Genomic DNA, 18170 nt, shown 5'->3' on the forward strand with positions numbered 1-18170 from the left:
CTCACGGCACCCACCGGTGGCCGTAGGCGGGGTGATCCGGGCGCACCCGTGGCGAACCGGTGAAACGCTCGCGCAGGGTGGCGCCCTCGTAGGCGGACCAGACGCGTCCGCGCCGCCGCAGTTCGGGGACGACGAGGTCCACAAAGTCGCGGTGCCCGGCGGGCGCCACCGGGTCGGCGACGTTGAAGCCGTCGACGTCCGCCTCGTCCATCCAGCGCTCCAACTCGTCGGCGACGGTCGCGGGCGATCCTACGAGGACGGGCCCTCCCCCGCCCACCCCGACGAACTCCCCTATGGCCCGAGGGGTCCACTTCCGGGTGGGGTCCAGGGTGGTGAACAGTTCGACCATGCCGCGGATGCCGTCGGTGTCGACGTACTCCAGCGGCGCGTCCGGATCGAGGACCGACAGGTCGATCTGCATGAGGGCGCTCCACCGGGCCAGGGCGCCCTCCCAGGACGCGTAGGAGGCATAGGAGGCGTACTTGGCGCGTGCCTCCGCGTCTGTCTCGGCGACGACGACCGTGGTGATGGGCAGGAACTTCAGGGAGTCCGGATCACGGCCCGCCGCGCGCGCCGCCTCCTTCACCTTCGTGACGAGGCCGCGTGCCCCCGCCGTCTCGTACGTGGACAGGAAGACGCCCTCCGCGTGACGGGAGGCGAAGGCGATCCCTGCGGGCGACGTGCCCGCCTGGTAGAGGACGGGCGTGCGCTGCGCGGAAGGCTCCGAGAGGGCTATGTCCCGCACCTTGTAGTACTTGCCTTCGTGCCGCACGGGACGCACCCGTGACGGGTCCACAAAGACGCCCTCCTCGACGGACCGTACGACGGCGTCGTCACGCCAGCTCCCCTCCCAGAGCTTGTAGACGACCTCCATGAACTCCTCGGCCACGGCGTACCGTTCGTCGTGCGGAAGCTGGTTGTCGTATCCGAGGTTGCGGGCGGCGCTGTCCAGGGCGGACGTGACGATGTTCCATCCGACGCGGCCGTGGGTGAGGTGGTCCAGGGTGGCCATCTTGCGGGCGAAGCTGTAGGGCTGCTCGTAGGTGGTGGAGACGGTGACGGCGAACCCGAGGTGCTCGGTGGCCGCTGCCATGGCGCTGAGCGTGAGCAGGGGGTCGTCCGTGGGGGTCTGGACGCCGTCGCGCAGGGCCGCGTCCACGCTGCCCCGGTAGGTGTCCAGGGGGCCGAGCGCGTCGGCGATGAACAGGGCGTCGAAGGTGCCGCGCTCCAGGATGCGCGCGACCTCCGTCCAGTGGGCGAGCTCCCGGTACTCGTGGGCGCGGCTGTCGGGGTGGCGCCACAGGCCGACGGCGGTATGCCCGACGGTGGACTGCCGTAGCCCGTGCAGGCGGATGCGCTTGCTCATCTCTCCTCTTCCAGCAGGGTTTCCAGGAGTTCCGCCTCGATCCGGGTGAAAGCCGGGTCGGTGTAGGAGGCGAGGGTGCGGGGCCGGGGCAGGCCGACCTCGACGCACTTGACGACGGTCGCGGGGCGTGGCGAGAACACGTACACGCGGTCCGAGAGGAAGACCGCCTCGCGCACGTCGTGGGTGATGAGCAGGACCGTCCAGCGGTACTCCTCCCACACCCGTTCGATCCACTGCTGCATGCGGGCCCTGGTGAGCGCGTCGAGGGCGCCGAACGGCTCGTCCAGGAGGAGGACCTCGCGGTCCTGCACGACGGTGCGCAGGAGGGCGGCCCGCTGTCTCATCCCGCCGGAGAGCTGCGCCGGGTAGGAGCGTTCGTAGCCGGTGAGCCCGAAGACGTCGAGGAGGGGTTCGACCTTGCGACGTGCCTCCTTACGACGTACTCCGGCGACTTCGAGGCCGAGCGTCAGGTTGTCCAGGACGCGTCGCCACGGCAGCAGGGCGTCCTTCTGCGGCATGTAGGCGAACCGGCCGGGGCGCTCGGCGAGGGGGACGCCGTCCACGCGCACCTCCCCCGACGTGGGAGGCAGCGCCCCCGTCAGCACGGAGAAGGTGGTGGACTTGCCGCTGCCGCTGGGCCCGAGGATGGACACGAACTCGCCTTCGGCGACGTCCAGCGTCAGGTCCTTCAGCACGGGCACGCCGTCGAAGGAGCGGTTGAGGTTCCTGATCTCCAGCTTGCTCATGTCCGCTCCCCCTTGCGCGCCCAGGGTGTGGCGAGCCTTTCGACGGCGTAGGTCAGCGCGAACAACGCGAGGGTGAGGGCCGCGCTGACGCCGACGGCGGCGAGGACGAGGTCCGTGCGGAAGGAGTTCTTGGCGTTCTGCATGTAGATGCCGAGCCCTTCGGTGGCGCCCGCGTACTCGGCGAAGATCGCGCCGACGACGGCGTAGGTGATGGCGATGCGCAGCCCGGCGAAGAAGTACGGCAGGGCGGTCGGGACGCGCAGGGTCCGGAAGATCCGCCACCGGCCCGCGCCCATGCTGCGCAGCAGCGCCTGGCTGTCGCGGTCGGTCGCGCCGTAGCCCTCGACGAGCGCGACGGTGATCGGGAAGAACGTGACGAAGGCGACGAGCAGCACCTTGGGCAGCAGGTCGAAGCCGAACCAGAGCACGACGAGCGGCGCGATCGCGATGAGCGGCAGCGTCTGGCTGACGATCAGGACGGGCATCAGCGCGCGCCTCAGCACGCCGGAGAGGTCGATGAGGACCGACAGCGCGAACCCGACGGTCAGCGACAGCGCAAAACCCGCGAGCGTGGCCCTCAGCGTCGGCAGCGCGTTGTCCAGCAGCGTCGCGCGGTGCTCCCAGCCCTGGCTGAGCACGCGCGACGGTCCGGGCAGCACGTCGTCGCCGAGCGCGCCGGACGCCGCGTAGAGCTGCCAGGCGGCGACGAGGAGGGCGACGAGGGCGAGGGACGGTAGCCAACGGCCGGGCCTCACGGTTCCACCACCACGTCGGCGCGTTCGCGGGTGCGTTCGCGGGCGAGGTGGGCGCGTTCCTGCGCGGCCCACCGCTCCCAGTGGGGCGTGTAGGTCGCTCCGTCGCGTTCCAGCGCGCGTTCCTTGCGCTCCGCCTCGGGGACTTCCAGCCAGACGAGCACGCCGACGTACTGCGCGGCCCGTAGGGCGCCCGCTCCGACGCCCTCGATGACGAGGTGCTCCGGTGGATCGAGGGGCACGGGTTCGTCCCATGCCTCACGGATCCAGTCGTAGCGCGGGACGTGGGCGCGGCGGCCTTCCGCGAGCGGGACGAGGACGTCGGAGACGAGCCTGTCCACGCCGTCCTCCAGGCCGTCCCAGCCGCCGTAGAGGTCCTCCAGGCTCACGACCGGGGCGGCCAACTCGCGGGCTACGCGGGCGGCGAGGGTGGACTTGCCGGCGCCCGAGCGTCCGTCGACGGCGAGGACGCGGGTGCGTCCGGCGCTCGGCGGGGCGGCGCGCAGGCGGGCGGCGAGGTCGGTCATCGGGGGCTCCCGTAGACGGCGACCCTGTCCGGCGTCACCCGGATGACCACGCGCGACGCCTCCTGCGCTGGATCGGTGACGACGTGTGGCGCGCCCGTGTACGCGAGCGCCAGACGATCCATGAGAGCGGCTGCTCCTTCCGTCTCGATCCTCGCGCTGCCTTCGATACGGGCGTAGTGCTGCGGCCTGTCCCGCTGGTACAGCAGGACGCTGACGCGCGGGTCGGAGGCGATGTCCCTGGCCTGGCGGCGGAAGTCCTTGGTGACCATGAACAGCTCGTCGCCTTCGCGGCCCGCCCACATGACGCACTGGTGCCGCTCCCCCGTCGCCAGGACGGCGAACTCGGGGGCGTCCAGGAGGCGGCGGGCGGCCTCGGGCAGCACCGCCGTCATGCGGCCTCCAGGTAGGCGTTGGTGGTGGCCTCCCGCCACACGCCGCCGTCGGGCAGCACGCCGCTGGCGGCGAGCCACGCGGCGTAGGGCGCGTGCAGGTCGGGCCGCTGGACGCCCCAGCGGCCCTCGTGCGTCCACGTCCCGGAGATCAGCGTCAGGGACCGTTCCAGCAGCGGCCGGGGGAAGTACGGGATGTAGCGCTCGAAGGCGTCCAGGGCCAGCTCAGGGCTTTCCACGGCGGCGAGGTAGCCGCGGCCCGCCGCCGCGAGGAACGCGCGCACCAGTTCGGGGTCGCGCTCCAGCGTGGTGTCGGCCGCGCCGAGCAGGTAGCTGTGGAAGCTGGGCGCGCCGATGGTGTCGACGGGCCAGTAGACGCCGGGCTCGCCGAACAGCACGTCCCACGCCCAGTAGTTGCCGAAGGTGGCGTCGGCCGCGCCCGACTCGAGGTCGGCGACGCCGAGTTCGCGCAGGCCGCTGTCCACGGTGACGACGGCGTCGGGGTCGCCCCCGTCGGCGGCGACGAGGTGCCGGACCATGGCGGTGCCGCGCGGGGTCGGGTTGTAGGCGACGCGGCGTCCTTCCAGGTCGCGGGGGCGCTCGATCCCGGAGCCCGCGTAGGTGCGGAGCGTCTCCATCGCGCGGTGGTTGACCGCCGCGACGCCCGTGAGGCGCTCCCCCCGGGCGCGGCGGACGAACAGGCGGTTGGCGGGGAAGACGGCGAAGGAGGCTTCGCCGCGCGCCAGGTAGGCGAGGGAGTCGCCGCGTGACGGGTCAGCGGAGGACAGCTCGACGTCCAGGCCCGCGTCGCGGAACCAGCCCTGCGCGGCCGCCACGAACAGGCCGCCTGAGTTCGTCCAGGGGTGCAGGTATTCGAGGAGGACCCTGACGTGCGTGGTCACTGGACCGCCTTGGGGAGGAACTCGTTTGTGTAGTAGGTGGACCAGTCGGGCTTGGCGGTGAGCTTCTTGCCGTCGGCGTCGACGAGGAGGCCGTTGTCGTAGAGGAAGTTGCCGTAAGCGTCCCAGAAAGCGGGGCTCTGGTAGCCGATGTTGCCCTTGGCGTCACGCAGGTAGTTCCCGTCGGTGAGCGCCTGCTGGCTCTTGATGACGAGCTGCGGGTCGGGGAAGGCCGCCTTCTCGGCCTCCACGAGGATGTCGGCCGCCTCCTTCGGCTTGTCGGCCGCGTAGGCGTAGCCCTTCTGGACGGCGGTGAGGAAGGCGCGTGCCTCGTCTCCGTTGGCGTCCAGGTACTTGCGGCTGGTGGCCAGGAGGTTGGAGTACTGGTCGGGGAAGCCGTAGTCGGTGAGCTCGAACGTCTTCACCGGCTTGCCGACGAGTTCGGCCTGCACGACCTCCCATGTCTTGACGGAGATGGTGAAGTCGGCTCTGCCGTTGTAGACGGCGTCGTAGGCGGCGGTGCTGAGGCTGACGTTCTTGAACTCGCCCTTCCCTCCGTCGTGCTTGATGATGTGCCTGAGTTCGGGCACCTCGTCGGGGGTGCCGAAGCCCGCGTAGGTCTTGCCGTCGAGGTCCTTGGGCGAGGCGATGTCGTCCCGGTCGGCGCGGACGGCGATCGCGTAGGTGCCCTTCTGGTTGGGCGCGAAGGCGGCTACGACGTCGTGGCCAGCGGCGCGGGCGTAGGCGACGCCGGCCTGGTAGGAGAAGCCGAAGTCGGCGGTGCCCTGCTCGACGAGGGTCTCCGGCGCGGTGGACGCGAACGGGATGATCTTGAGGCTGATCCCGGCGTCGCGTAGGTAGCCGAGCTTGTCGGCGACGTACAGGCCGGTGTAGTCGGTGTTCGGCGACCAGCTCAGCGCGACGGTCACCTCGCTCGTGCCGCCGGGCGCGGCCTTCTCGTCCCCGTCGCCGCCGCAGGCGCTCACCGCCAGTAGGACCGTGGCCGCCAGTGCGGTGAGCCGCGCGCTGTGTCTCATCCTCATCCCCTCCAAGCTGGGCATACGCGACATTCCATGACGCGTGCCGCGAATACTATAGGCATCAGGTAGGAAAAGTGAAGTTCGCGCGTGTACGCGTGTATACGCTAGGATCCAGCTCGTGATCTACGAGCGGCTGCGTGCGGACGTCCTCGCGGGGGGCTTCCCGGCGGGCACCCCCCTGATGGAGACGGTCCTGGCGGCGCGGTACGGGGTGTCCCGCACGCCCGTCCGCGAGGCGCTGGCCCGGCTGGCGCAGGACGGGCTGCTCAAACGCGCCCCGCGCGGCTACGAGATCGCCTCGGGGACGCCGAGCGACGTCCTGGAGATCTACGAGGCCCGGATCGCGCTGGAGGGCCAGGCGGCCGCCTCAGCGGCCGAGCGGCGCACCGACCTCGACCTCGTCCGGCTGCGCCACCTGCACGACGAGGCCGCCGACCCGGCGACGGCCCGCGAGGCGAACTCGCGCTGGCACCGCGCGCTCTGGCAGGCGGCGCACAACGCGACGATCGAGGCGCTGCTCACCCGGCTCACCGCCCAACTGCGCATCTACGACCGCACGCCTCACGAGACACCGGAGGACCTCGCCCTGACCCGTGAGGAGCACACCGCGCTGCTGACCGCGATCGCCGACCGCGACCCGGCCGCCGCGCGCGCCGCCAGCGACAGCCACCTCGGCCGCTCCCGCGACCTCCGCCTCAACACCTTCGCCCGCGACCTCCCCTCCGACGCCCTCTGACCCTCGCCGCGCCTGACTGCCCGGACATGTCGTCGGGCGGGCGTGGACGCGGCAGGGGACGGGATCTAGAATCCGGGCGCCGGAGTCGCGCGCCGGATCAGCGCGGCCACGGCGGAGTCGGAGGCGGTGCCGGTGGCGGAGCACGAGCGGTGGGAGCCCGACCGAAGGGCGCCCGAGCTGCTGTCGTCCGGCGGGGACAGGCGGGCCGGGTGGACGTCATGGTTCGAACCCCGCTCGCGGACGGGCCGTGGCCTCGTGCTGGTCGTCGGCGCCGCTGCGGTGGCGTTCCTCGTGTTCCAGGACGTCGGCCGTAACACGCCGCCCTCCCCCGAACCCACCGCGCCGCCGCCCCCTCCGACACCCGCTACCGGGCCGCCGGCACAGATCTCCCAGGGCGGCGCCTCCTGGGCCGGGCCGCGCTGGAGCGCCAGCGCCGACGCGCACGACGACTTCGCCGGAGTGCCCTTCGTCGACCGCGACGGCCTCTACTGGAGATACATGGCCCGGGACGGGGAGATCACCGGAAGCAGCTTCGCCGTCCAGGCGCTGCACGAGTCCGTCACCGTTCACGGCGCCCGAGTGAAGGGCCTCTCCTGCGAACCCTCCCTCGCGGGTACCGTGTTCGCCGCGCCCCGGTCGGCCGACGGCCCCGGACGGCCCGCCATGAGGCTGGGCTTCGACCTCGACGCCCTCACGCCGCACACCGCCTCCACGGACGTGCGCTACGCCGAGCCGGACGGCGAACTAGGCGGACCGCTCGAGGACACCGTCACGCTGCCCCAGGGTCAGGTCCAGGAGTACCGGATCGTCTTCCACTCCCTCCGGAGGCACTGCACCTTCCTCGCCGACCTCCTGGTCCGCTCCGGGGGCCGCGAGTACCACATCCCCATCCCGAGCGCCTGGACCCCTGACGGGCGCCCCAGGTACGGGTTCGACGTGACGGGCCCCGCCCGCCGGTACCAGCACGCGTACATCCCCGTCGCCTCCGACGACGGCGCACGCCTGACCTACCGGTCCGTCGTCCCGCGCCGCCTCACCGTCTCCGACGAGCCGGGCGAGACGTTCGGACGGCTCGTCCTCCCCAAGGTCGGCTGACACAGGTCGGCTTACGACCGCTCCGGACCGGGCCAAAAATCCAAAACCAAGGCCGATTGACGGAATCCTTGTCGCGACCCTACAAAGGCCCAAGGGTCAGCTTCGTTCATGATCTGTAGAGGCAGACGTGGAATCCCCTGGCAGACTCGGTTTCACAGTGAAACGCCGTTCACTCATGGATGCGCGGCGTTTGTGTGATCTATACGGGAGGCAGCATGCGTGAAGCCGTCGTCACCGGCCTCGGCGCGACCACACCGCTGGGCGGTGACCTGCCCTCCACGTGGGCGGGTCTGCTCGCGGGACGGTCGGGCGTGACCCTGATCGAGGACGAGTGGGCGGCTGAGCTGCCCTCCCGGATCGCGGGGCGGCTGCTGGTCGAGCCCACCGAGAGCATCCCCAGGCACGAGGCACGCCGCCTGGACCGGGTCGAGCAGATGGCGCTCGTCGCCTCCCGCGAGGCGTGGCAGGACGCGGGGGCGCCCGAGGTCGACCCGCTGCGGCTGGCCGTGGTGATCGGCACCGGCATCGGCGGCGCGACCACCATGCTCGACCAGTACGAGCTGATCCTCGACGGCAAGGCCAAGCGGGTCTCCCCCAACACCATCCCGATGCTCATGCCTAATGGGCCGTCCGCTTACGTGAGCATGGAGTTGGGCGCCAAGGCGGGCGCCCGCACCCCGGTGAGCGCGTGCGCGGCCGGAGCGGAGGCCATCGCCTTCGCCGCCGACCTCATCCGGCTCGGCAGGGCCGACGTCGTGGTGACCGGCGGGGCCGAGGCGTGCGTCCACCACCTGACGATGGCCGCCTTCGCCCAGATGCGGGCGCTGTCCACCCGCAACGACAGCCCCGCGACGGCCTCCCGGCCCTTCGACGTCACCCGTGACGGGTTCGTCATGGGTGAGGGCGCCGCCGTCCTCGTGCTGGAGAGCGAGGAGTTCGCCAGGGCGCGCGGGGCCCGTGTCCACGGCCGCGTCGCGGGGTCGGGGATCACCTCCAGCGCCGCGCACATCACCGCGTCCGACCCCGAGGGCCAGACCCGCGCCATCGGCTTCGCGCTGGCCGACGCGGGCCTCTCCCCGCTGGACGTGGACCACGTGCACGCGCACGCCACGTCGACGCCGCAGGGCGACGTGGCGGAGGCGGAGGCGATCGCGACGGCGCTGGGCACCCACCCGCTCGTCACCGCGACCAAGTCGATGACGGGCCACCTGATCGGGGCGAGCGGCGCCCTCGGCGCGATGAGCGCCCTGCTCTCGGTCCGCGACGGGATCGTGCCCGGCGTGCTCAACCTGACCGAGATCGACCCGGAGATCAAGGTGGAGATCGCCACGGGGGCCGCCCGTGAGACGCGGGTGCGCGCCGCCGTCGCGAACAGCTTCGGCTTCGGCGGGCACAACGTGTCGCTCGTCTTCACGCCCTGAGGGTTCCAGGTTCCAGCAGCGCCCCGGAGGGCCCGTCGTGTCAGCGGCGGGCCCTCGGCCTGTCCCAGCCCTCCGGCAGCGCCTCGGACAGCCGCCAGGACGGGTCGGGGCGGAAGTCGCACCACGTGCCGTCGAAGGGGAACGCGCCCGCCTCGATCAGCTTCGCGACCTTCAGGCCCTCGGCCCGGACGGCCGCCTCGTCGGCGACCCAGTAGTGCTCGGGGAAGTTCAGCCGCTCGGCGAGCTCGTGCTCGTCCTTCCACGACCAGGTGCGGTCCCGGTTGACCCACATGTCCAGGTCCTGGTCGGTGATGTCGACGCCGGCCGCCGTCTCGTCCCGCCAGAGGACGCCCGGCTCCTCCAGGTTGACGTACCACCCGAAGAACCTGTCCTTCGGATACCAGAAGAACATCACGGAATGCCCGGAATCGGGCGGGGTGTACATGAAGATGTCGGGCCCGGTCCAGCGCATCGCCGTCAGCTCGCGCTCGACCCGCACCCACTCGGCGAAGGGCATGTCCCGCAGGCCGCGCCCGTCCACCGTCATCGTCGCCGACATCGGCGTGTTCCGTGGGATCCACATGCGCAGGCCCAGGTCGTCGTGCGCCACGACCCGGACGGCCCGCACATAGACAAGCCGGTCCCCCGTGAAGTGCCGATGCAAGATCACCTGCCCCGGCTCGAACCGCACGGTCGCCGGGTCCTGCTGCATCGTCATGAACGGATTGAACCAGATCCCCTGGCCCGTCCATTCCCGGCGACCCCCGGACGCCCGGCTCACCCCGGTTCGTCCGCCCGCCCGGTGTGACGGTGCGCGAACTGTCGGTGGCGTCGCCTAGTCTCGGCGGCATGGTCCAGAGCAACGCCCCCGACGTGGACGGATACCTCGCCGAACTGCCCGAGGCGCGGCGCGCCGCCGTGACGCGCATCCGCGAGCTGTGCCTGGCGGAACTGCCGGGATTCCGCGAGGAGATGTCCTACGGCATGCCCGCCTACGCGCGGGAGGAGGGCGCGGAGATCGCGTTCGCCAGCCAGAAGCAGTACATCTCCTTCTACCTGCTGCGCACCGACGTCCGCGACGCCTTCACCGACCGCCTCGCCGCGCACGACATGGGCAAGGCGTGTCTGCGCTTCCGCAATCCCCACAAGATCGACTACGACCTGCTCCGCGATCTCCTGGCCGCCACCGCGGCGACCCGTGGCACACCCTGTTGAAGAGCCGACCCGCCCGACATACCGGATATGCCGGGCGGATCGGACGGGCGGTCAGCCGGGTTCGCGGAGGACCTGGACGGACATGGTGACGTCGCCCGTCGCGGTGAACGTGCAGTGGGCGTCGCCGCTCTGCCCCGCGCAGGGCCCGGCGGGCCACACCCGGTCCAGGACGGCCGGGTTCCACACGAAGTAGACGTCGTCGCCGGTCGGCAGACTGAGCGAGACCGTCGCGCCGTCCGGGACGGGGAAGGCACAGCCCGCCGAGGCGCAGGCGCCCACGGTGCCGCCGTTCACCTTCACCTTGAGCGCGCCGTCTCCGGAGACCGACAGCAGCAGGGTGTGCACGACCGGCGCGACGACCTCGGCGTCCACCGCCTCGGGCTCGGACGGCGGCGGAAGGACCACCTGCGGCTCCTCGGGAACGTCGGGGCCCTGGCCCTCGCCCGGGTCCTGGCCGTCCTGGCCCTCGTTCTGCGGGCTCTGTGGGCCGGGCCCGTCGCCGTCCTGACCGGGACCGCCGCCCGAACCGCCGTCGGAGTCGTCGCGCGGGCCGTCGCCCGGCTTCTGGCCGGACGTTCCGGGGCCGTCCTTCGGGTCGTCTCCCTTGCCGGGGGAGTCCTTCCCGTCCCCGTTGCCGCCGCCCTGGGCGGGCCGGGAGCCGTCCGGGGGCTCAAGGGCGGTGCCGCCGGAGCCGTGCGGGGCCCGCTCGCCCGGCCCGGCGAGGTCGAGCGGGCGCGGGCCGAGGTCCGCGCAGCGGCCGAGCAGCATCAGCAGCGCCAGCACCGCCGCGCCACCGACGGCCCTTCGCGCCCCGCGCCTGACCCCGCCCACCGGCCGACGCCTCGCGGACCGCCGCCCGGCCCCGCCCGCCCACGCCGCCTTCCGTAGCGCGGTCCGAGTCCGGGCCCCCGCCCGAACCGGACGGCCCCCGCCACCCGACGAACCACGACCCGGCGCATCCCTTCCGAAACCACCGGACCCACCCGATGCGCCAGATTCGTCCTGAGCCGACTCATCCGACCCGCCCCGGCCGGACTCACCGGACTTGCCGGACGCCTCCCCACCGGGCCCGCCAGATCCACCGGGCCCAGACGGCTCGCCGGACCCACCCGGCTCGGCGGAGCTGTCCGCGCCGGGGTCGGAGGGGGTCGGGGTGAGGTGCTCGGAGGTGTCGGAGACCAGGTGGAGGTCGGCGGGGGCGTCGGTGGGCGGCATGCCGCCGGCGGGGATGCCCAGCACGGCGGGGGTGTAACGGACCATGCGGGCTTTCTGCACGTCCGCGCAGGACGCGCAGACGGCCGCGTGGTCGTTGACGAGGTTCTCCTGCTTCCTGGTGAGCGGCTGTCCTTTCTCATAGCCCGCCTCGCGCAGCCGCGCGTTCAGAGCCAGGCAGCCGCCCTCGAAGGCGAGGACGTGCGCCCGGACGACCTTCCGGACCGCGAGCTTCAGCTTGAACACGCGGTCGGAGGCGCGGTCTCGGGGGATGCCGAGTTCCACGGCGATCTCGTCGGTGCCCCTGCCGTGCACGAAGCACTGCTCGAAGAGGGCGCGCTGGTCGTCGCCGAGCCGCTCCCCGGCCCGCTGGACGATCCTGATCAGCCGCAGGCGCGGGCTCTCGACCTCCTCCGGTTCGAGGCCCTCCTGCCCGTCGTCCCCGGGATCGGCGGCCTCGGGCACGAGGCCGCCCGGCTCGTCGCGCAGGGCCAGGGCGACGGCGCGGGCCTTGGCCTCGTCGGTGAGGTGGCGGCGGTGCTCGGCGAAGGCGACGTTACGGGCGACACGCTTCAGCCAGCCGCCGATCTTGTCCGGTTCGTCCAGGGGATCCTGGAACTTCTTCCAGGCCACGACCAGGGTCTCCTGGTAGACGTCCCAGGCGCGGTCCCGGTCGCCGAAGACCCGGCGCAGGCAGTACGCCATCAGGTCGCGGCCGTGCCGGTCGAGCAGCAGCGCGAACGCCCGCTCCCGGTCGGCGGCGTCCCCGGCGCGGAACCGGTCGAGCAGGGCGGCGTCCGTCACGCCGCCGCCGTCCATGACGCTCACGCGGACCTCCCGTTGCCGCAGTCACACCCGGTCTCGACGTCGGTGCCGGTGGGGGCCTCGGCCCAGCGGGCGTGCAGCAGCAGTCCCGCGGTGACCACGCCGAGCACCCAGTACCGCTCTCCCGGCACCCACGTGAAGGGGACGGCGACGGCGACGCTGGCCAGCCACTGGCCGACGAACCGCTTCCAGACGGCCATCGGAACTCCTTCCTCTAGGTTGCCCTCTACTGCGCGGAGGGGTGCTGGATTCGCCGGGATTCCGGGAGGAATCTGAGAATCCATCCTGGGAAGGGGGACGCCGTCGTGTGTCCGGAGATAATCGGAGGGTGAGCGATGTGGAGCTTGAGGAGTTCGCGACGCGGCTGTTCGACCTGGCCAGGGCGGGTGAGACGGAGCGGCTGCGGGCCTACGTGGAGGCCGGGGTCCCGGCGAACCTGACGAACGGCACGGGCGACACCCTGCTGATGCTCGCGGCCTATCACGGCCACGCCGAGACCGTCGCGATGCTCGTGGCGTCGGGCGCCGATCCGGAGCGCCTGAACGACCGGGGGCAGAGCCCCCTGGCGGGCGCCGTCTTCAAGAAGGAGCCCGACGTCGTCCGGGTCCTGCTGGCCGCGGGCGCCTCCCCCGACGCGGGCAGCCCCACCGCCCGGGACACCGCCGCCCTGTTCGGCAACACCGAGTTCCTCACCTGGTTCGCCGCTCCGGGCCGCCCCGCCGACGGCCTGGGTTAGTGCAGGAGGTGGTGGCGGAGGACGTCCAGGTCGGCGCCCAGGGGGCCGGTGAGGAAGTCCTGGACGGTGCCGTGTTCCGCTTCGGCCTGGGCGAAGGCGGCTTCCAGGTAGGCGGGCCGGACGTCCAGGAGGGGTTCGAGGAGGGTGGCGTCGATCGGGCTTTCCGGGGTGCGGAACAGGTCGACGAGGTTGGCCTGGCGTTCGTTGGTGAGCAGGTAGTCGGCCACGATGGACTCGCGGGGGACGTCCAGGGCGCTCAGCAGCAGGGCGGCCATCCAGCCGGTGCGGTCCTTGCCCGCGGTGCAGTGGAAGAGGATGGGGCCGGTGCCGCGCTCGATGAGGCGGAGGGTGTGCGCGAAGGGGGCGCGGGCCTCGGCGTCGCTGACGAACCAGCGGTACAGGTCCGTCATGATCGCCTCGGCGCGGCCGTCGCCGAGCACCCGGTGCTGGGCGGCCGGGTCGGGGTCGGTGACGAGCGGTGTGATGAGCGTGTAGACGTCGTGGTCGGCGGAGACGACGGGCAGGTGGTGCCCGGTGACGCCGTCGGGCAGGAGGTCCGCGCCGCTCATCGCGATCTCGGGGGCGCCCCGGAAGTCCACCACGTCGCGGACGCCGAGCCGGGCGAGGCGGGCGAGGTCGGCGTCGGTGAGCCGGTGCAGGGCCTCGGCGCGCAGCACGGTGCCGGGCCGTACCGCCCTGCCGTCGGCGGTCCGGTAGCCGCCCAGGTCACGCGCGTTGGGCGCGGCCTCCAGCCCCAGGCTCAGCCCGCCGGTCTCCCCCATGCCCGCTCCTCTCACCGATCATCGCAGGAAGGGTAAACCACCCGAAGCGGGACAACCTACCCGGGGAGGTCGAGGAGGGCCGGGAGGTCCGCGACGCCCGGCAGGAGGTGGGTGTGCCGTTCGACGCCGAGCTGTTCGGCGGTCATGCCGCCGGTGAGCACGCCCACCACAAACGCCGCTCCCGCGTTGGCGCCCGCCCGCAGGTCGCGCTCGGTGTCCCCGGCGACGAGCACCGACCCGACCGAGCGCACCCCGGTCAGCTCCATCGCCCGGAAGATCATGTAGGGCGCCGGACGGCCCGCGGGCACGTCGTCGGCGCAGACCACGGCGTCCACGACGGAGGAGTCCCAGCCCAGCACGTCAAGGATGAGCGTGGTGATCGAGCTGTCGAAGCCGGTCGTAAGCGCGACCTTCACCCCCGAGGCACGTAGCGCGGCCAGCGCCTTCTCCACGCCCGGCAGCGGCTCGGGCGGCGTCGCCTTGTACGCGGCGGTGAGGCGGGTGTGGAAGTCGGCGAAGACCGTCTCGACGGTCGCCGGGTCCGCGCCGCCGAGCAGCGCGGCGATCGCCTCGCGCTTGTCGGCGCCCATCCAGCGGTCGATCGCCGCGGCGTCGGGGGCGCCGCCCGCCGCCTCGACCGCCGCGCGCAGCGCCACGTAGACGGCGCCGTTCTCCTGGACGGTGGTGCCCGCCATGTCCAGGGCGACGAGCTCGATCATCGGGGGTCTCCGTTCCGGCGTCATGACGCCTGCCAGCTCCGCAGCAGCGCGGGCTGCGCCTGCTGGGAGTTCTCGATGGTGAAGCCGACCCTGTCGGGCCGGTAGCGGTCGTCGGAGTACTCGACGGGGCTGCCGTCGGCGCTGCGCGCGATCCTGCTTTCGCGGAGCAGGGGGAAGCCCTCCGGGACGCCCAACAGGGAACTGTCGGTGGGGTCGGCCGCGACGGCGTCGATGCGGTGCCGGGCCAGGGACATGTCGACGTCCTGCTCGGCGAGGTGGGCGTACAGCGATCCGGAGTCGCAGTCGAAGTCGAACAGCAGCCGTCCGACGGGCTCGATGAACGTCGTGCGTTCCAGCATCGTGGGCTCGTCGTCGATGAGGCGCAGCCGCAGCAGTTGGACGACGGGGGTGCCCTCCTCCAGGTCGAGCGCGTCGGCGACGTCGGCGCTCGCGCGGCGCAGCGCGATCTCCTGGGTGCGCTGGCCGGGGACGCGGCCGAGGCCGCGGACCCAGCTGGAGAACGACACGAAGGTCGCGAAGGGCTGGCTGAGCGACTGGCGCAGCACCACGGGCGGTTTGCCGCGGCCGCCGCCGATCATCCCCTCGGCGCGCAGCGCGGCGAGCGCCTGGCGGACCGGGCCGCGCGAGGCGCCCCACCGCGCGCACAGTTGCGCCTCGGACGGCACGGGCTCGGCCACCGCGAGTTCGCCGGTGGCGATCTGACGGCGCAGCTCGACCGCGATGCGCTCGTGCATGGGAAGCTCCATGTACTTGACTATACAGGTGATGACGCGCCGACGCAGGCGGTTACGGAACCGCATTCCTCCCGTTCACCCGCTGTTATTTGAACACGAAGTAAACATGAAGAGACTTCTGATCGCTGCTGTTGACGTGGCTCGCGATCACCCTGAAGTCTTCTTGTCATGACAAGTTTGCGCACCTTCCTTGATCAGGCCGACCTCGTCGTCGTGGGGGCGGGCATCGTGGGTCTCGCCCACGCCCACGCCGCCGCCGCCCGTGGTCTGTCGGTCGCCGTCGTCGAGCGGAACAGCAGGCCGCTCGGGGCGTCCGTGCGCAACTTCGGCCACGGCTGCGCCACCGCCCAGGACGGCGCGGCGCTGCGCTACGCGATGCGGGCCCGCGAGACCTGGCTCTCGCTCGCCGAACACGGCGTGCAGGCACGAGCCACCGGAACCGTCGTGGTGGCGCGCGCTGACGACGAACTCCAGGTGCTGCGCGAGTTCGCCGACCTACGCGGCCCCGAGCAGGTCGTCCTACTGGACGAGAAGGGGACGCGCGACAAGGTGACGCTCGGAGAGGGCGTCGTCGGAGGCGCCTTCCTCCCCCTGGACGTCAGGGTGAACCCCCGCCAGGCCGCGCCCGCCTTCGCCGCCGCGCTCGCCTCCCTGGGCGTCCGCTTCCACTGGTCCACCTCCGCGCACGTGGTGGAGCCCGGAGAGGTCGTGACGTCAAGGGGAGTCATCAAGGCACGGCACGTCGTCGTCGCCGTGGGCCACGACGTGGACAGGCACTTCCCTGACCTCGCCGCGGACGCCGCCGTACAGCGCTGCTCCCTGCACATGCTCCGGGTGAGCGACCCCCACGGCCGCGTCATCGACCCCGCTGTCCTCACCGGCCTATCGCTGCTGCGCTACGACGGCTTCGCCGCGTGCCCCTCCCTCACCGACGTGCGCGCGCGGATGGACCAGGACAGCCCCCGCCTCGTGGAAGCGGGCCTGAACCTCATGTTCACCCAGCTCCCCGACGGCGACCTCACCGTGGGCGACACCCACGCCTACGCGGGCGATGTCGCGCCCTACCGCGCCGAGGAGCTCGACGACCTCGTGCTCGGCGAGACCGCCCGCCTCCTCGGCGCCCCGCGCCTGCGCGTCAGGGAGCGCTGGCGCGGGGTGTACGCCTCCGCGCCCGACCCGTTCCTCGTCGCCGCGCCCGCCGACGGCCTCCGGATCGTCTCGGTGACCTCCGGCATCGGCATGACCACCGCGCTCGGGCTCGCGCCCGAGGTGCTCGACGACCTCATCCCCTAACCCCCTCGAAGAATCCCCCTACAGGAGAACACCCGATGAAGACCCTGCTTCGGCTCACGGCCCTCATGGCCCTGCCGCTGATCGCCCTCACCGCCTGCGGCTCGGGCGACGAGCCCGCCACCGCCGCGGGCGCCTGCCCGAACGGCAAGGTGCGGTTCGGCGTCGAGCCGTACGAGGACCCGGCCAAGCTCAAGCCCGCCTACCAGGTCCTCGCCAAGGCGCTGGAGGAGAAGCTCGACTGCCCGGTCGAACTCCAGGTCGTCGAGGACTACTCGGCGGAGGTCCTGGCGATGCGCAACGGCCAGCTGGAGATCGCCCAGTTCGGCCCGCTCGGCTACGTCTTCGCCAGCACAAAGGCGGGCGCGGAGCCTCTCGTGTCGTTCGCCGACGGCACCGGCGCGCTCACCACATACACCGGAGGCATCTGGGTGCCTAACGACTCACCCATCAAGAGCCTGGCCGACCTCAAGGGCAAGTCCCTGGCTCTCGGCAGCCCCGGATCGACCTCAGGTGACGCGCTCCCCCGGTACGCGCTCGCCAAGGAGGGCATCGCCGAGTCCGACGTGAAGATCAACTACGCGGGCGGGCACCCCGAGGCGCTGCTCGCGCTCACCAACGGCAAGGTGGACGCCGCCCAGATCAACAGCCAGCAGCAGGCCACCGCCACGGCCGCCGGCCACTTCGACGCCTCGAAGTTCCGGCAGATCTGGAAGTCCGACCCGATCCCGAACGACCCGATCACCATCGCGTCCAACCTCGACCCCGCCTTCAAGAAGAAGGTCGCCGACGCCCTCCTCGGCCTCGACCCCGCCGACGTCGCCCAGGTCGGCGCGTTCCTCGACGTCGACCCGCCCGGCCCGCTCAAGGCCGTCACCAAGGAGACCTACCAGCCGCTGTTCGACCTCGCCGAGCAGCTCGGCCTGACCGAGAAGGACGTCTGATCCGATGACGCTCCGCGTCCGGGGGCTGCGCAAGGAGTTCGGCGGCCGCACCGTGCTGGACGGGCTCGACCTCGACGTCGCGCCCGGCGAGTTCACCGCGGTGCTCGGCGCCAACGGGTCCGGCAAGTCGACGGCGCTGCGCTGCGTCGTCGGCCTGGAGACGCCGACGGCGGGCGAGATCGAGGTGGACGGCAGGGCGGCGATGGTCTTCCAGAAGATCCACCTGGTCGGCCGGCGCAGCGCCCTCGACAACGTCTGCGCCGGGGCGCTCGCCAGGCTGCCGCTGCGCCGCTCGCTGAGCCCCCTGCTGTTCCCCCGGACGCTGCGCGAGGAGGCGATGGCCTGCCTGGACAGGGTGGGCCTCGCCGACCGCGCCGCCGAGCCCGCGAGCCGCCTCTCCGGCGGCCAGCAGCAGCGGGTGGCGATCGCGCGGGCGCTGTGCCAGCGCTCGACCCTGCTCCTGGCCGACGAGCCCGTCTCCGCCCTCGACCCGAAGGCCGCCGAACAGGTGGTGGCCCTCCTGGCCGCACTCGCCCTCGACGGCCTCGCTGTCGTCGCCGTCCTGCACCAGCCGTCCCTGGCCCGCCACCACGCGGGCCGGATCGTCGGGCTCCTGGACGGCCGCCTCGACCTCGACGCACCCGCCTCGGCCGTCACCGACCACGACGTGGACCGGCTGTACGCCCCCGACCGGGCCGCCGTGCCCGCCGAGTAGGAAACC

General features: G+C 72.2%; 21 protein-coding genes. 8 read left to right on the plus strand and 13 right to left on the minus strand.

Features of this window, described 5'->3' with window-relative positions:
• Position 1: 1 nt before the first annotated feature.
• The 7 genes from LO762_RS09765 to LO762_RS09795 are packed head-to-tail and all read right to left on the minus strand — an operon-like array spanning position 2 to position 5716.
• Positions 2 to 1366 carry an LLM class flavin-dependent oxidoreductase gene (locus tag LO762_RS09765; RefSeq protein WP_230614172.1) on the minus strand — a complete coding sequence of 455 codons (1365 nt, stop codon included), beginning with the start codon at positions 1364 to 1366 and terminating at the stop codon, positions 2 to 4.
• Positions 1363 to 2112 (minus strand): ABC transporter ATP-binding protein, encoded by a 750-nt coding sequence (locus LO762_RS09770; RefSeq protein ID WP_230614173.1) that lies wholly within the window; start codon positions 2110 to 2112, stop codon positions 1363 to 1365. Before LO762_RS09770 ends, LO762_RS09765 begins: the two co-directional genes overlap by 4 nt.
• Entirely contained in the window at positions 2109 to 2867 is a 759-nt protein-coding gene (locus LO762_RS09775) for an ABC transporter permease (RefSeq protein WP_230614174.1), read from the minus strand. The genes LO762_RS09770 and LO762_RS09775 overlap by 4 nt, the downstream gene beginning before the upstream one ends.
• Complete coding sequence (locus LO762_RS09780) at positions 2864 to 3391, minus strand: AAA family ATPase (RefSeq protein ID WP_230614175.1); 528 nt, start codon at positions 3389 to 3391, stop codon at positions 2864 to 2866. Before LO762_RS09780 ends, LO762_RS09775 begins: the two co-directional genes overlap by 4 nt.
• On the minus strand, positions 3388 to 3783 hold the full coding sequence (locus tag LO762_RS09785; RefSeq protein WP_230614176.1) for a pyridoxamine 5'-phosphate oxidase family protein: 396 nt from the start codon (positions 3781 to 3783) through the stop codon (positions 3388 to 3390). Before LO762_RS09785 ends, LO762_RS09780 begins: the two co-directional genes overlap by 4 nt.
• Positions 3780 to 4682, minus strand: coding sequence for an ABC transporter substrate-binding protein (locus LO762_RS09790; RefSeq protein ID WP_230614177.1), 903 nt, complete (start codon positions 4680 to 4682; stop codon positions 3780 to 3782). Before LO762_RS09790 ends, LO762_RS09785 begins: the two co-directional genes overlap by 4 nt.
• The gene (locus tag LO762_RS09795; RefSeq protein ID WP_230614178.1) at positions 4679 to 5716 is read right to left on the minus strand and encodes an ABC transporter substrate-binding protein; all 1038 of its coding nucleotides are present in this window, start codon (positions 5714 to 5716) and stop codon (positions 4679 to 4681) included. Before LO762_RS09795 ends, LO762_RS09790 begins: the two co-directional genes overlap by 4 nt.
• A gap of 121 nt (positions 5717 to 5837) precedes the next feature.
• Between LO762_RS09795 and LO762_RS09800 the strand changes: the two genes are divergently transcribed.
• The 3 genes from LO762_RS09800 to LO762_RS09810 all read left to right on the plus strand — a co-directional run bounded on the left by LO762_RS09800 (position 5838) and on the right by LO762_RS09810 (position 8971).
• Entirely contained in the window at positions 5838 to 6455 is a 618-nt protein-coding gene (locus LO762_RS09800; protein WP_230614179.1) for a GntR family transcriptional regulator, read from the plus strand.
• Between the two features lie 132 nt (positions 6456 to 6587).
• Entirely contained in the window at positions 6588 to 7550 is a 963-nt protein-coding gene (locus LO762_RS09805; RefSeq protein ID WP_230614180.1) for a hypothetical protein, read from the plus strand.
• A gap of 215 nt (positions 7551 to 7765) precedes the next feature.
• Complete coding sequence (locus LO762_RS09810) at positions 7766 to 8971, plus strand: beta-ketoacyl synthase (RefSeq protein WP_230614181.1); 1206 nt, start codon at positions 7766 to 7768, stop codon at positions 8969 to 8971.
• Between the two features lie 40 nt (positions 8972 to 9011).
• Here LO762_RS09810 and LO762_RS09815 read toward each other — a convergent pair whose 3' ends face one another.
• The gene (locus tag LO762_RS09815) at positions 9012 to 9689 is read right to left on the minus strand and encodes a DUF402 domain-containing protein (RefSeq protein WP_230614182.1); all 678 of its coding nucleotides are present in this window, start codon (positions 9687 to 9689) and stop codon (positions 9012 to 9014) included.
• Positions 9690 to 9820: 131 nt separating this feature from the next.
• Here LO762_RS09815 and LO762_RS09820 point away from each other — a divergent pair, with 131 nt between their 5' ends.
• On the plus strand, positions 9821 to 10186 hold the full coding sequence (locus LO762_RS09820; RefSeq protein WP_230614183.1) for a DUF1801 domain-containing protein: 366 nt from the start codon (positions 9821 to 9823) through the stop codon (positions 10184 to 10186).
• Between the two features lie 51 nt (positions 10187 to 10237).
• On the opposite strand, the gene LO762_RS09825 is transcribed toward LO762_RS09820, so the two are convergent.
• Together LO762_RS09825 and LO762_RS09830 are read right to left on the minus strand one after the other, a co-directional pair.
• Positions 10238 to 12217: an RNA polymerase sigma factor gene (locus tag LO762_RS09825; RefSeq protein WP_230614477.1), complete on the minus strand. Its 1980-nt coding sequence runs from the start codon at positions 12215 to 12217 to the stop codon at positions 10238 to 10240.
• Positions 12218 to 12222: 5 nt separating this feature from the next.
• Positions 12223 to 12423: a hypothetical protein gene (locus tag LO762_RS09830; protein ID WP_230614184.1), complete on the minus strand. Its 201-nt coding sequence runs from the start codon at positions 12421 to 12423 to the stop codon at positions 12223 to 12225.
• Between the two features lie 128 nt (positions 12424 to 12551).
• On the opposite strand from LO762_RS09830, the gene LO762_RS09835 reads away from it, so the two are divergent.
• On the plus strand, positions 12552 to 12959 hold the full coding sequence (locus LO762_RS09835; protein WP_230614185.1) for an ankyrin repeat domain-containing protein: 408 nt from the start codon (positions 12552 to 12554) through the stop codon (positions 12957 to 12959).
• Here the strand turns inward: LO762_RS09835 and LO762_RS09840 are convergent.
• The 3 genes from LO762_RS09840 to LO762_RS09850 are packed head-to-tail and all read right to left on the minus strand — an operon-like array spanning position 12956 to position 15227.
• The gene (locus LO762_RS09840; RefSeq protein WP_230614186.1) at positions 12956 to 13741 is read right to left on the minus strand and encodes a tyrosine-protein phosphatase; all 786 of its coding nucleotides are present in this window, start codon (positions 13739 to 13741) and stop codon (positions 12956 to 12958) included. The two genes, LO762_RS09835 and LO762_RS09840, sit on opposite strands and share 4 nt — an antisense overlap.
• Before the next feature lie 56 nt (positions 13742 to 13797).
• Positions 13798 to 14460, minus strand: coding sequence for a phosphonatase-like hydrolase (locus tag LO762_RS09845; protein ID WP_230614187.1), 663 nt, complete (start codon positions 14458 to 14460; stop codon positions 13798 to 13800).
• A 20-nt stretch (positions 14461 to 14480) separates the two neighbouring features.
• Positions 14481 to 15227, minus strand: coding sequence for a GntR family transcriptional regulator (locus tag LO762_RS09850; RefSeq protein ID WP_230614188.1), 747 nt, complete (start codon positions 15225 to 15227; stop codon positions 14481 to 14483).
• A 156-nt stretch (positions 15228 to 15383) separates the two neighbouring features.
• Here LO762_RS09850 and LO762_RS09855 point away from each other — a divergent pair, with 156 nt between their 5' ends.
• The 3 genes from LO762_RS09855 to LO762_RS09865 are packed head-to-tail and all read left to right on the plus strand — an operon-like array spanning position 15384 to position 18164.
• Positions 15384 to 16508 carry a TIGR03364 family FAD-dependent oxidoreductase gene (locus tag LO762_RS09855; RefSeq protein ID WP_230614189.1) on the plus strand — a complete coding sequence of 375 codons (1125 nt, stop codon included), beginning with the start codon at positions 15384 to 15386 and terminating at the stop codon, positions 16506 to 16508.
• Positions 16509 to 16543: 35 nt separating this feature from the next.
• Positions 16544 to 17449, plus strand: a complete 906-nt coding sequence (locus tag LO762_RS09860) for a phosphate/phosphite/phosphonate ABC transporter substrate-binding protein (RefSeq protein ID WP_230614190.1) — start codon at positions 16544 to 16546, stop codon at positions 17447 to 17449.
• A 4-nt stretch (positions 17450 to 17453) separates the two neighbouring features.
• Complete coding sequence (locus LO762_RS09865) at positions 17454 to 18164, plus strand: phosphonate ABC transporter ATP-binding protein (RefSeq protein ID WP_230614191.1); 711 nt, start codon at positions 17454 to 17456, stop codon at positions 18162 to 18164.
• Positions 18165 to 18170: the final 6 nt, after the last annotated feature.

It is taken from the genome of Actinocorallia sp. API 0066, assembly GCF_020991275.1.
Taxonomy (GTDB): Bacteria; Actinomycetota; Actinomycetes; order Streptosporangiales; family Streptosporangiaceae; genus Actinocorallia.